This is a genomic window from Nocardia sp. NPDC058499, from assembly GCF_042719915.1.
Lineage (GTDB): Bacteria > Actinomycetota > Actinomycetes > Mycobacteriales > Mycobacteriaceae > Nocardia.
Genome location: NZ_JBHXMZ010000003.1, coordinates 606047 through 619115, shown reverse-complemented (window position 1 = coordinate 619115; position 13069 = coordinate 606047). Strand labels below are relative to the sequence as shown.

10 protein-coding genes are annotated in these 13069 nt (G+C 66.1%); all 10 read left to right on the top strand.

What is annotated here, in order from left to right; translation table 11 throughout:
• Positions 1 to 176: 176 nt before the first annotated feature.
• The 10 genes from ACFWPH_RS13005 to ACFWPH_RS12960 all read left to right on the top strand — a co-directional run bounded on the left by ACFWPH_RS13005 (position 177) and on the right by ACFWPH_RS12960 (position 12927).
• Complete coding sequence (locus tag ACFWPH_RS13005; protein WP_378750439.1) at positions 177 to 1763, top strand: SpoIID/LytB domain-containing protein; 1587 nt, start codon at positions 177 to 179, stop codon at positions 1761 to 1763.
• Between the two features lie 85 nt (positions 1764 to 1848).
• Positions 1849 to 2622: a MerR family transcriptional regulator gene (locus tag ACFWPH_RS13000; RefSeq protein ID WP_378750438.1), complete on the top strand. Its 774-nt coding sequence runs from the start codon at positions 1849 to 1851 to the stop codon at positions 2620 to 2622.
• Between the two features lie 136 nt (positions 2623 to 2758).
• Positions 2759 to 3430, top strand: coding sequence for a hypothetical protein (locus ACFWPH_RS12995; RefSeq protein ID WP_378750437.1), 672 nt, complete (start codon positions 2759 to 2761; stop codon positions 3428 to 3430).
• A gap of 277 nt (positions 3431 to 3707) precedes the next feature.
• On the top strand, positions 3708 to 4937 hold the full coding sequence (glf, locus tag ACFWPH_RS12990) for a UDP-galactopyranose mutase (protein WP_378750436.1): 1230 nt from the start codon (positions 3708 to 3710) through the stop codon (positions 4935 to 4937).
• Positions 4934 to 6868: a glycosyltransferase gene (locus ACFWPH_RS12985; protein ID WP_378750435.1), complete on the top strand. Its 1935-nt coding sequence runs from the start codon at positions 4934 to 4936 to the stop codon at positions 6866 to 6868. The genes glf and ACFWPH_RS12985 overlap by 4 nt, the downstream gene beginning before the upstream one ends.
• A gap of 5 nt (positions 6869 to 6873) precedes the next feature.
• Positions 6874 to 7455: a phosphatase PAP2 family protein gene (locus ACFWPH_RS12980; RefSeq protein WP_378750733.1), complete on the top strand. Its 582-nt coding sequence runs from the start codon at positions 6874 to 6876 to the stop codon at positions 7453 to 7455.
• A gap of 1 nt (position 7456) precedes the next feature.
• Complete coding sequence (locus ACFWPH_RS12975) at positions 7457 to 8383, top strand: decaprenyl-phosphate phosphoribosyltransferase (protein WP_378750434.1); 927 nt, start codon at positions 7457 to 7459, stop codon at positions 8381 to 8383.
• Positions 8361 to 10337: a flagellar motor control protein ZomB gene (zomB, locus tag ACFWPH_RS12970; RefSeq protein WP_378750433.1), complete on the top strand. Its 1977-nt coding sequence runs from the start codon at positions 8361 to 8363 to the stop codon at positions 10335 to 10337. The genes ACFWPH_RS12975 and zomB overlap by 23 nt, the downstream gene beginning before the upstream one ends.
• 170 nt (positions 10338 to 10507) lie before the next feature.
• A complete protein-coding gene (locus tag ACFWPH_RS12965; protein ID WP_378750431.1) occupies positions 10508 to 11602 on the top strand; it encodes an alpha/beta hydrolase in 1095 nt (364 codons plus the stop codon).
• 275 nt (positions 11603 to 11877) lie between these two features.
• Positions 11878 to 12927, top strand: a complete 1050-nt coding sequence (locus ACFWPH_RS12960) for an alpha/beta hydrolase (RefSeq protein ID WP_378750429.1) — start codon at positions 11878 to 11880, stop codon at positions 12925 to 12927.
• Positions 12928 to 13069 lie beyond the last annotated feature (142 nt).

Here is a 13069-nt window from a genome sequence, read left to right as displayed (position 1 = left end):
CGAAACGACATGCCGACGTCGTGTCGAGGCAAACGTCCGGGCGAATCGATGGGAGTGCTCGTATGCCATACCGAAACAGCATAACTCGCTCGAAAGGTCCGCTGCGCCTTGGTAATCCGCTGGTAGTGCGCCGATTACCCCGGTCGATGCGGGGACGAAGGATCAGGCCCGGGCCGATGTTCGCCTGCGGCGCCACGGCTCTGCTGATCGGCGGCTCGCTATTGGCGCCCTCCGCCGGTGAGGTATACCGGATGATTGCCGAGGCCGGTCCCGGGCACGGCAGGGGGCTCAGTCAGCACGGCGCCCTGCAAAACGCGCGCAGCGGCCAGAGTGTCGAGCAGATCCTCGGGCACTACTACCCCGGGGCCGAGATCGGCACTGTCGGCCCGGCTTCGGTATCGGTCCGGTTGCAGGGCTACGACGGCGCCGAACCGGTCGTTTTCTCGGATGCGGGCGCCCGGGTGGCGGGCCGGGTGCTCGAGCCGGGCCAGGCCGCCCGCCTGATACCCCTGCCGGACGGCGGCGCGCATGTCGTCGTCACCGATGGATGCGAGGGCGGCGTGCTCTGGGAGACCTCCGTCGGCGACCCCTGGGTCTATCCAGTCGACCCGAACCCCAACCGCCCGGCGAACGAGCACCTCACCCTGTGCGGGGGCGGCGCCTACCGTGGCTCCGTGGGCGTGGCCACCGAAAACGGCGACCCCCGCACCGTCAACCGGGTGGACGTCCAGGACTATTTACGCGGCGTGATCCCCGCGGAGATGCCTGCCGGCTGGGACCCCGTGGCGCTCGAAGCCCAGGCCATCGCGGCGCGCTCCTACGCCCTCGCCGAGACCCGCTGGCCGTACGCGCAGACCTGCGACACCACCGACTGCCAGGTCTACAGCGGCACGGCCCAGGAGGATCCGCGCACCACCGCCGCGGTGGAAGCCACCGCGGGCCGGGTGCTGCTGCGTGACGGGCGGATTCTGCGGTCGGAGTACTCCGCCGCCCCCGACGGCGGGCAACCCGCCGATATCCAGACTTTCGAGGTGGGCCCGACACCCGCGGAACTCGCCGTAGCCGGTCCCATGCCGGCCGCGCCGGGCGACCCGGAGATCCAGGCCGCGCGGCCCGACGGATCCACTCCCGGGATGCCCGGCGACTCCGTACCGCCGGTGTCGCCGGAGGGCGACAAGACCGCCCCGAACGCGGGCGCGCCGGTGCCGCGTACTCCCGAGGGCAGCCTGCCGATGTCACCGGACGGGACGAATCCGGCACTACCCGGCGTGAAACCGGGCGAAACGCCCTCGCCGATCGATACCGCCTACGCGGAAATGGGCGGTGTGCGCAGTGTGGTCGGCCTGCCCGTCACCCCCGAAATGCAGCTTCCCGACGACGCCGGTAGCTACCGATTGTTCGAGAACGGCGTCATCGTCTACACACCGACCCTCGGTGCGCAGGTTGTCGACTTCACCACGCTGATGCAGATGGTGCCGAACCTGGAGGAGCCCGCGGTGGGCAGCGCTGATTCGGAAGCAACCGAACCTGGCACCAGCGCTCCCGGAACGACCGACCCCGGGACCACCGAATCGGGAAGTTCGGGAGACGCCGGAAGCGACCCCGGTACCGCTCCGGGGCGAGTACCGGCGGGTCGCGCCGGCGCCGTGGAGGCACCGGAAACCCCGTCCGGCGCGCTGCAAGGCGACCGCCCGGCCGCCGTACCGGGTGCCCAGAAAATTCCCACGGACATGGAGTCGACAGACCTGTTCGACGGCGCGTGAACGCCGCCCCGCGACCGCTTGACCTTTACGCTGCGTCAACTTGCACGCTGGAGGAACCGACGCGATACGGAAGAGGTGAAGGGTCGTGGGCGCGGGTTCGGGCACCGGCGAATGGTCCATCCAGGAGCTGGCCAGGGCTGCCGGCACCACCAGTCGCACGCTGCGCCATTACGGGCAGGTAGGACTGCTGCCGCCCAGCCGGATCGGCGCCAACGGATACCGCTATTACGACGAGCGTTCCCTGGTGCGGCTGCAGCGGATCCTGCTGCTGCGCGAACTCGGTGTGGGTCTGCCCGTGATCGGGGAGATCCTGGCCGGGGAAAAGGACGCCGCCACCGCCCTGCGCGCGCAATTGGACCTGTTACAGGGCGAACAGGACCGGATCCGCCGCCGGATCGAGTCGGTACACACCACGTTGGGCAAATTGGAAAGAGGTGAACGACTCGTGGCGGCAGAAGTTTTCGAAGAATTCGACCACACGCAATACAAGGACGAGGTCACCGAGCGCTGGGGCGCCGAGACCTACGAGCGCGGCGACCGGTGGTGGAATGCGCTCACCGCGGCACAGAAACAGCAGTTCCAGCAGGATCAGCTCGATATCGCCGCGGAATACGGCCGGGCGTGGCAGGCCGGGCTGGCGCCGGACAGTGCCGAGGTCCAGGCGATTACCCGGCGCCACTACGAATGGGTGTCGGTGGGCTGGCAGGGCCGGCGGCCGAGCGCGAAGGAATTCGCCGGGCTCGGTGAAATGTATGTCGCCGACGAACGTTTCGGGGTCCACTACGACCGGCACGGAAAGGGCACGGTAGAGCTGGTTCGCGACGCGATGAAGTACTACGCGGACACCTATCTCGAATAGGAAACGGGCCGGCGCGGGTGTCCGCACACGAAAAAAAGTGCGGACACCCGCGTTTCACAATGAGTGGGACGAGACGTCGGCGAACTCGATTGCGGCGCGGTAGAGTTCCCGAAAACCTTTATCAGGGGGAGGTCCCATGAGTTATCCGTATGGTCAGCCGCCGCATCAACCGGGTTACCCGGCGCCAGGTCCCGGTTACCCGCCCCCGGCCTACCCGGCACCGGTCTACGCGGCCGCACCCAACCCGTACGGGCACCCGCAGCCCCCGCCGGGTGGGGGAACCGGTATCACCGCCGGTATCCTCGCGCTGCTGGGTGCGATTTCCTGCACACTCACGGGTATTGGCATGTTCGTGCTGTCCGCCGCCACTTCTGAGAGCTCCCTGACAAACGGAGCGGTGCTGGCGACAGGCGCGCGTCGTCGCGGGAGCAGCTCCAGTAGCAGTAGCAGTAGCAGTAGCAGTGGGACGGACATCGATATCGACTTCGAAGGCGTCAGCCTTGTGTTCGGTGTCGTCTATGTATTGCTGGCTCTCATGCTGTTGATAGGTGGCATTCTCTTGCTTCGTCGCAAGAGCTCCGGTCGGGTTATGGTCATCATCGGCTGCGTGGGTTGCATCGCGATGACTCTTGTCCTCACGTTCGGCATGCCCAACAGTCAAACGACCGTTCTGGGCGGGTCCATCTTCGCTATCCTCACGCTGATCTTCGCCGCTGTGGGCTCCACCAAGCGGTGGATCGACGCCGCCCGGATGCCTGCCATGCCCGCCATGGCGGGCGGCTACGGACCCGCTCCGTACGGTTACTGACGATCCACGAATCACCCCGATACCGGTGCTCGTCACCCCGGCGGGCATCGGTATCGAGCTGCTCGACCATGGTGCCAGGCCGGTCGAGCTCACCGATACGTCCCGTACCGATCCCGGGTAGGCGTCCACGATCCACTTGATCCGGCCGTCCACGACCGCGGGGTAGGCATTGTCACGATTCAGGCTCTATCTGTCCGGAACCCGTCTCACCTGGCGTTACCATCCACCCGCTGATCCCGACTGGCGCCGGGAAATGCTTCCGATACGCTGGGCTCCCGTGACCGCCGCATCGTCTCCGGGTAACTCAGATAACAACGCACAGTTCGACCTGATCGTCGTCGGCTCCGGTTTCTTCGGGCTGACCGTCGCCGAGCGCAGCGCGAATTTACTCGGCAAGAGAGTCCTCGTGCTGGACCGCCGTCCGCATATCGGCGGTAACGCCTATTCGGAGCCCGAACCGGAAACCGGGATCGAAATCCACAAATATGGTGCACATCTGTTCCACACCTCGAACAAGCGGGTCTGGGACTATGTCACGCAGTTCACCGAGTTCACCGGTTATCAGCATCGTGTTTTCGCCCTGCACAAGGGCCAGGCCTATCAGTTCCCGATGGGGCTGGGGCTGGTCTCGCAGTTCTTCGGCCGGTATTTCACTCCGGAGGAGGCCCGTGCGCTGATCTCCGAGCAGTCCGCCGAGATCGAGACCGCCGACGCGCAGAACCTCGAGGAAAAGGCCATCTCGCTGATCGGCCGCCCGCTCTACGAGGCTTTCGTCCGCGATTACACCGCCAAACAGTGGCAGACCGACCCCAAGGAGCTGCCGGCCGGCAATATCACCCGGCTGCCGGTCCGCTACACATTCGACAACCGCTACTTCAACGACACCTACGAGGGCCTGCCCAAGGAGGGCTACACGAAGTGGCTGGAGAACATGGCGGCCAGTGAACTGATCGAGGTCCGGGTGGACACCGATTGGTTCGACGTGCGCGACGAGTTGCGTGCGCAGAACCCGGACGCCCCGGTCATCTACACCGGCCCGCTGGACCGCTACTTCGACTACGCCGAGGGCGAGCTGGGCTGGCGCACGATCGACTTCGAGACCGAGGTCCTGCCGACCGGTGACTACCAGGGCACATCGGTGATGAACTACAACGACGCCGACCCGCCCTACACCCGCATCATCGAGCCCCGGCATTTCCATCCGGAGCGGGACTACCCCACGGACAAAACGGTCATCATGCGCGAGTACTCGCGTTTCGCCAAGACCGGCGACGAACCGTACTATCCGATCAACACCCCTGAAGACCGAGCCAAACTGACCGCGTATCGCGCGCTGGCCAAGCAGGAGACCGCTTCGGCGCGGGTTCTGTTCGGCGGCCGCCTCGGTACCTACCAGTACCTGGATATGCATATGGCCATCGCGAGCGCACTGAACATGTTCGACAATGTGCTGCGGCCGCATCTGGAATCGGGTGCACCGCTGGCCGAGGAGAACAACGACGTATGACCTCCGCATCACTGACGCACAGCGCGTCCACCACCCGTGCGAAGTCACTCCTGCAGCGAGTGATCCTGCCCCGCCCGGGTGAGCCGCTGGATGTGCGCACCCTCTACCTGGAAGAGTCGGCGACCAACGCCCGGCGCGCACACGCCGGCACCCGGACCTCGCTCTCGGTGGGCGCGGAGTCCGAGGTGTCGTTCTGCACGTATTTCAACGCGCTGCCGGCCAGTTACTGGCGGCGCTGGAGCATCCTCGATTCGGTGGTGCTGCGGCTGGAGCTGGCCGGGCACGGCCGGGTCGATATGTACCGGTCCAAGGCCGACGGCTCGCGTATCCACGTACAGGGCCAGGAGTTCGCGGTGGCGCCCGGCGCCGAAACCGTCACGCTCGAACTGGAGACCGATTTCGGGCCGTTCGAGGACGGCGGCTGGCTCTGGTTCGATATCACGACCGATACCGCGGTGACGCTGGTATCCGGCGGCTGGTACGCGCCGATCGAAGCCCCCGGCGAGGGCCGGATCGCGGTCGGTATGCCGACCTTCAACCGTCCCACCGATGCGGTGAAAACGCTGGCCGCGCTCGGTGCCGACCCGCTGGTGCTGGCGCAGATCGACGCGGTGATCATTCCCGATCAAGGCACCCGCAAGGTCGTCGACGAACCCGGTTTCGACGAGGCCGCCGCCGTACTCGGTGACCGGCTCGCCATTCACGATCAGCCGAATCTCGGCGGGTCCGGTGGATACAGCCGGGTGATGTACGAGGCGCTGAAATCGACCAGTGCCGAATACATCGTCTACATGGACGACGATATCGAGATCGAACCCGATTCGATACTGCGCTCCCTGGCATTCGCCCGTTTCGCCGAATCTCCGGTGCTGGTGGGCGGTCAGATGCTCAACCTGCAGGAACGTTCGCACCTGCATGTGATGGGCGAGGTGGTCGACCGCAATATCTTCATGTGGTCGGCGGCGCCGAATGTCGAATACGACCACGATTTCGCGAAGTACCCGCTGCGTGACCGGGACAATTCGAAACTGCTGCACCGGCGTATCGACGGCGATTTCAACGGCTGGTGGACCTGCGTCATTCCGCGGCAGGTGGCCGAACAACTCGGGCAGCCGCTGCCGTTGTTCCTGAAATGGGACGACGTCGAATACGGATTGCGGGCCCGTGAAGCCGGTTATCCGACGGTCACCCTGCCGGGTGCCGCGGTCTGGCATATGGCGTGGAGCGATAAAGACGACGCCATCGACTGGCAGGCGTATTTCCATCTGCGCAACCGCCTGGTGGTGGCCTCGCTGTACCAGCCGGGTAGCGGGCGCGCGATGATCGCGCACACCGTCAAGGCGACCGTCAAACACCTGCTGTGCCTGGAATATTCGACGGTCGCGGTGCAGAATCTGGCCATCCGCGATTTCCTGGCCGGCCCCCAGCGTCTTTTCGAACTGCTGCCCAGCGCGCTGGGCGCGGTACACGAACTGCGCAAACAGTATCCGGACGCGGTAACCCTGCCGTCCTCGACCGAACTGCCGCTGGCCAGCGGTATCGGCGTCGGCGCGGTGGCCGAACCGGCCAACCCGATCGCCAAGATCGTGCGGCTCGGCAAAGGCGTGCTGAACAACCTGCGGCCGGCGCATCCGGAGCATCATGAGCGCCCGCAGCTCAATGTGCCGACCCTGGACGCGCGCTGGTTCCTGCTCTCCCAGGTCGACGGAGTCACCGTCACCACTGCTGACGGACGCGGCGTGGTGTACCGGAAACGAGATCCGCGGCAGGCCTACGGGCTGCTGCGCGAAGCGCTGCGGTTGCGTAAGGAACTCGCCGACCGGATGCCGGAGATGCGGCAGCGCTATCGTGCCGCGCATGCGGAACTCACCGGTACCGCCGCGTGGGAGAAGGTTTTCGGCATCGACGGTAGTACGGAGACCCAGCGGTGAATGCGATGAACCCGAGCCTGCAGGATTCGGCCGCCGGCCAGGCCCCGCCCGAGGTGAAGATCATCGAGGCGGTGCAGGGCGCCATCGCGACCCCGCCGGTGATCTCGGCGGCGCGCGGTATGTCGCATTTCGGCGAGCATGCGCTCGGCTGGGTCGCGATCGCCGCGGCCGGTGCGCTCGCCGACAAACCCCGCCGGCGGCAGTGGGCCGGGGTGGCCGTCGGCGCCGTCGGTGCACACGCGGCGTCCATCGTGATCAAGCGCATAGTGCGCCGCCCGCGACCGCACGCGCCGTCGGTGCAGGTCAACGTCGGTACGCCGAGCAAACTGAGCTTCCCGTCCTCGCACGCGACCTCGACAACGGCGGCGGCGGTGCTGCTCGGAAAATTGACCGGGCTACCCTTGCCAGCGGTGCTCGTACCGCCGATGTTGCTGTCCAGGGTCGTTCTCGGGGTGCATTACCCCTCCGATGTGATCGCCGGTTCCGCGCTCGGCGCCGCGTCCGCCGCCGTCCTGCTCGCCGCCGAAAAGAGACTCGACAGTGACCGTACAAGACGAAAAGGCCCGAGACGAAAAGGCACTGCCTGATATGAGTGAAGAGCCCACCGGCGTCGATCTGGCCGAGGCCGAGGTCAAGGGACCACCCAAGACCTTGGTCGGTGGCCTGATCAAGGCCGCACGCCCGCGCCAGTGGGTGAAGAACGTCCTGGTGCTGGCGGCACCGATGGCCGCCGGGTCGGTCACCGATCTGGATGTGCTCGGCAGCGTCGCGATCGCGTTCGTGGTCTTCTGTATGGCGGCCTCGGGTATCTATCTGGTCAACGACGCGATGGACGTCGAGGCCGATCGGGCGCATCCCACCAAGCGGTTCCGCCCGATCGCGGCCGGTGTGGTTCCGGTGAACCTGGCCTTCGCGCTGTCGGCGGTGCTGCTGATCGGTTCGATCGGGCTCTCCTTCGTGGCGAACTGGCAGCTCGCCGTCGCCATCGGCGTGTACGTCGGTGTCCAGCTGGCCTACTGCTTCGGTCTCAAGCATCAGGCCGTTCTGGATATCTGCATCGTGTCCTCGGGATTCCTGCTGCGCGCGGTGGCCGGCGGTGTGGCCGCCGGAATCCCGCTGTCGCAGTGGTTCCTGCTGATCATGGCCTTCGGGTCGCTGTTCATGGCGGCCGGTAAGCGGTACGCCGAGCTGCAGCTGGCGCTTTCGACCGGGGCCAAGATTCGCAAATCCCTGGAGTACTACACCCCGACCTACCTACGATTCACCTGGAGCCTGGCCGCCACGGCGGTCGTGGTCTTCTACGGACTGTGGGCTTTCGAACAGGGTGCGGCCAAAGATACGGAGTGGTTTGCTCTCTCGATGATCCCGTTCACCATCGCGATTCTGCGTTACGCCGTGGATGTCGACGGTGGTGAAGCCGGGGAGCCGGAAGAGATCGCCTTCGGGGACCGCGTCCTGCAGTTGCTCGCCATTGCCTGGATCGGAGCGGTAGGTGTCGCTGTCTATCTCTTCTGACGAGATTGCGGTAGCCGAAAAAGAAAAGACCGGCGAGCGGGCTGCCACCGAGCAGCCCCGCTCGTCGGCGCGTCCCACCTGGATACCGCGCGCGGTGTTCGCGGGTGGGATCGTGGCGACCGTCGCCCTGCTCGCTTTCGGCGGCTGGCAGCGGCGCTGGATCGCCGACGACGGTCTCATCGTCCTGCGTACGGTGCGCAATCTGCTGGCCGGTAACGGCCCGGTATTCAACCCGGGCGAGCGGGTGGAGACCAATACCAGTACGGCATGGACCTACATCGTGTGGTTCTTCAGCTGGGTGACCCAGGCCCGGCTCGAATACGTCGTCCTGGGTGTCGCGCTGACGCTTTCGCTGCTGGCGCTGGCGTTAGCGATGCTGGGCACGGGCAAGCTGTGGGGTCCGGCCTCGTCGACGCTACTGCTGCCGGCCGGTGCGCTGGCCTATATCGCCGTACCCCCGGCCCGCGACTATGTGACCTCCGGCCTGGAGAACTGCCTGGTCATCTGCTGGATCGCGCTGCTTTGGCTGCTGCTGATCCGCTGGAGCAAAGCGGAACGCCCCGGCGTTCCCGGGCTGCTGGGACTGGCATTTCTCGCGGGCCTGGCCCCGTTGATCCGCCCGGAGATGGCGGTGGTCGGCGGGCTGGCCCTGCTGTTGATCTTCTTCGCCCCGATGCCGGCCTCCCGGTTGCGGCCGTGGCTGCTGCGCGGGCTGATCGTCGCCGTGGCCGGCGCGGTACCGCTGTGCTACCAGGTCTGGCGGATGGGTTACTACGGGCTGCCGTACCCGAACACCGCGGTCGCCAAGGATGCGGGCGGAGCCAAATGGGGACAGGGTCTCACCTACCTCTGGGATCTCGCCGGCCCGTACTACCTCTATGTGCCGCTGGCGATTCTGCTGATCGCGGGCCTGGTGGCGGCGCGGGCGTATCGCGCCGAACCGGTCGTGGTGGACCCCGCCGCAGAACAAGATCCGGCGGCGGAGAAACCCGGGCGGATCCGGCGGCTGCGCGAACGGCTGCGGACCCCGGCCGCGGTGGTCACGCTGGTGCTGGGCGCCGCGGTGATCCTCACCGTCTACGCGCTGCGGGTCGGCGGCGATTTCATGCACGGCCGGATGCTGCTGCCGCAGCTGTTCCTGTTCCTGCTACCGGTCGCGGTGCTGCCGCTGCGGCTGCCCGAGGGCGGGGTCCGGGCGTTGACGCGCCGGGACGCCCCGGCCTTCGGCCTGCTGGTGGTCGCGCTGGCGGGGACCGTGGTCTGGGCGCTGATGGCCTCGGGGACCACCGCGATCCAAACCGGAACCAAGATCGATGACTCCGGTATCGTCGACGAACGTATCTACTACGTCCTCAATACCGGTCACGACCACCCGATCCGCGCCGAGGACTACCTCGACTACGCGCGGATGCGGCCCATGGTGGAGGCCATCGAGAACACGCCCGACGGTGGCCTGCTGCTGAATTCGCCGTCGTTCATGTTCTGGTACGTGGCGCCGCCGCCGGTCCCGATTCCGCCGGGCGGTGCGGGACATACGGTCTACTTCCTCAATCTCGGTATGACCAGCATGAACGTCCCGCTGGACGTGCGGGTCATCGATCCGATGGGTCTGGCCTTCCCGCTGGCCGCGCATACCGAACGACTCGAGGACGGCCGTATCGGTCACGACAAGAGCCTCTACCCGGACTGGGTGATCGTGGAAACCGGCATGGTGGACCGCAAACCGTGGCTGCCCTGGTACATGGACGAGGACTGGGTGGAACAGGCCCACGTCGCCATGTCCTGCCCGCAGACCCACGCATTGATGCTGTCCTACAAGGGCCCGTTGACCTTCGAACGCTTCAAGCACAATCTGTTGCACGCCTTCGATTTCGCGTCCTACCGCATCGACCGCGTCCCGGAGTATGAGATTCAACGCTGTGGCCTGGTCGATCCGGTTCCGCCGGTACGCTGAGCTGCCCGTTCGCCGATAGCTTTTCGGCACCGCCGGATCGGCGTGGGTTCCCGGCGGGCGGCTGTCGGCGTGTCACGCTATTGTGCTGGCGTCCGTTCCCGGTACGCACGCAGCCGGGAACCGGCGTCGGACCACGCGATCGATGGGTCGCACGACGGAGGGTGGGAGTAATGCGAGGCGTTATCGGCCACGGCCAACGGACCGGCCACCCAGGGCGGCGGCTGGGCAACCGGCTGAAACGAGCGGCACTGCTCTCTTTGGCGGTACTGCTGCCGGTGGGGATGTCGGTCGCGGGTCCGGACGCTCCGGCGTCGGCGCGTTTCGATCCCGCTTTCGGGTTCGATTTCTGGGTCGAATCCCCGGAGATGGGGCCGATCAAATCGCGTATCTTCCGCGCCGCGGACGGGAACACCGGCCGGGTGGTCTACGCGCTGGACGGGATGCGCGCCCGCGACGATCTCAGCGGCTGGGAAATCGATACCGATGTCGCCCGTGAGCTCACCAAATGGAATATCAACGTCGTCATGCCGGTCGGCGGCCGCTCCAGCTTCTACGCGGATTGGAACGCGCCGAGCAATTTCTTCGGCCTCGGCAGTTCCGGTAGCGCCGGTGACGCCAGCGGGTCGGCGGCGGATTCGGGTTCGGGGCTGGCCTCGGGTTCGGCGGCCGGGCTGGGCCGGTCGAACACCTACAAATGGGAAACCTTCCTGACCCGCGACCTGCGCTGGGCGCTGCGCGACCGGCTCGGCTTCAACCCGAACGGAAACGGCGTCTTCGGGCTGTCCATGGGTGGTAGTGCGGCACTCGCCCTCGCGGCATACCATCCGGACCAGTTCCGGTACGCGGCCTCCTATTCGGGCTATCTGAACGTCTCCGCCCCCGGTATGCGCGAGGCTCTGCGGGTGGCCATGCTGGACGCCGGCGGGTTCAATATCGACGCAATGGCGCCACCGTGGAGCCCGCAGTGGCTGCGGATGGACCCGTTCGTCTTCGCGCCGATGCTGCGCGCCAACAACACCCGGCTCTGGATTTCGGCCGGTAGCGGGCTGCCCGCGGCTGCGGACGGGCTGGATATGCACACCGTGAACGCCATGGGCCTGGAGGCGCTGGCGTTGGTCAACACGAGGGCGTTCCAGGCCCGCATGATGTCGCTGGGGGCCCAGAACGTGACCTACGACTTCCCGGCCGTCGGTGTGCACAACTGGCGGTACTGGACCGACGAGGTGTACCGGATGATCCCGGACCTGTCGGCGAATATCGGCTGATCTCGGCGGACCGGACGGTCTGTTTTGCGGAAGCGTTGCCGCACCCGCCCACTGGGCTGTGCGGCAACGAAATCGCAGCCGCGCCACACTTATGCACGTGACCTGTGCCAGGATCTGGCACCATGAACACGCACCTGGTCGATTGATACACCAGGGACATGTATCCAGGTAACGGCGTCCGTATCCAGCGGGTGCCGTGGTCTACGTATCCATATGGGGCCGGTAACGTAGCTCGTGGTTTGCTGTCCGGCTGTCCAGGCGAAAGGTCTAGTCGAATGCGAAGTGCGCGAAGGCTCAGATCGGTCCGATCCCGGCGGTGGATCGGTCGTTGGGCGCTGGGTATCACCGTGGCACTGCTCGCCCCGCTCGCGGTGTCGTTGTCCGATTCGGGCGCCCGGGTCGAGGCGGCACCCAATCCCCGGGGATTCGATTTCGTGGTCGATTCCCCCGAGATGGGCCCGATCAGGTCACGGATCTTCCGGGCCAAGGACGGCAACACCAACCGCGTCGTCTACGCCCTGGACGGTATGCGCGCCCCCGAGACGCACAGCGGCTGGGAGTTCGATACCAATGTCGCCGACGCGCTCACCGACTGGAATATCAACGTCGTCATGCCGATCGGCGGTATGTCCAGCTTCTACGCCGACTGGAATGCGCCGAGTTCGTTCTTCGGGGCGCCGCCGACCGGCTCGTCCTCGGGATCCGGCGCACTCAACGTGGCATCCGAAGGGCCGGGCAAAAGCTATCGCTACGCCTGGGAAACGTTCATAAACCAGCATTTGCGCTGGGCATTGCGCGACCGTCTCGGGTTCAACCCGTACCGCAACGGCGTATTCGGATTGTCGATGGGCGGCAGCGGCGCCTTGACTCTGGCCGCCTATCACCCGGACCAGTTCAGTTTCGCCGGCTCCTACTCCGGCTACCTGAACATCTCCGCGCCGGGTATGCGTGAGGCCATCCGGCTGGCCATGATCGATGCCGGTGGGTACAACGTCGACTCAATGGCGCCACCGTGGGGTCCGCAGTGGCTGCGGATGGATCCGTTCGTTTTCGCGCCGCTACTGCGCGACCACAACACCCGCCTATGGATATCCGCTGGTAGCGGGTTGCCCGCGCCGGCCGACGGATTCAACGGCAATACCGTGAACGGAATGGCGCTGGAGGCGCTGGCGCTCGCCAACACCCGATCGTTCCAGCTGCGGATGATGTCGCTGGGTGCGAACAATGTCACGTACTCGTTCCCGCAGGCGGGTATCCACGCCTGGACGTACTGGGAAGCCGAAGTACATCGGATGATTCCGGATTTGTCCGCGAATATCGGATAACCGGCGGTCGGGGGGCCGAGGCAGGCCTCCGCAACGACAGCAGTGGGGTCGGCCCCCAAAAGTTCCTCCTGTGGGGCCCACTCTTTTCGTTTGGATTTTCCCCTTGTTCTTATTTTCTTTCCCCACCCCCGCCATAAGGTGG

Bases quoted from the DNA above. Each gene is read 5' to 3' on its own strand.
- ACFWPH_RS13005 (WP_378750439.1), top strand. From the start codon at position 177: ATGTTCGCCTGCGGCGCCACGGCTCTGCTGATCGGCGGCTCGCTATTG.
- ACFWPH_RS12995 (WP_378750437.1), top strand. From the start codon at position 2,759: ATGAGTTATCCGTATGGTCAGCCGCCGCATCAACCGGGTTACCCGGCG.
- ACFWPH_RS12985 (WP_378750435.1), top strand. From the start codon at position 4,934: ATGACCTCCGCATCACTGACGCACAGCGCGTCCACCACCCGTGCGAAG.
- ACFWPH_RS12980 (WP_378750733.1), top strand. From the start codon at position 6,874: ATGAACCCGAGCCTGCAGGATTCGGCCGCCGGCCAGGCCCCGCCCGAG.
- ACFWPH_RS12975 (WP_378750434.1), top strand. From the start codon at position 7,457: ATGAGTGAAGAGCCCACCGGCGTCGATCTGGCCGAGGCCGAGGTCAAG.
- ACFWPH_RS12965 (WP_378750431.1), top strand. From the start codon at position 10,508: ATGCGAGGCGTTATCGGCCACGGCCAACGGACCGGCCACCCAGGGCGG.
- ACFWPH_RS12960 (WP_378750429.1), top strand. From the start codon at position 11,878: ATGCGAAGTGCGCGAAGGCTCAGATCGGTCCGATCCCGGCGGTGGATC.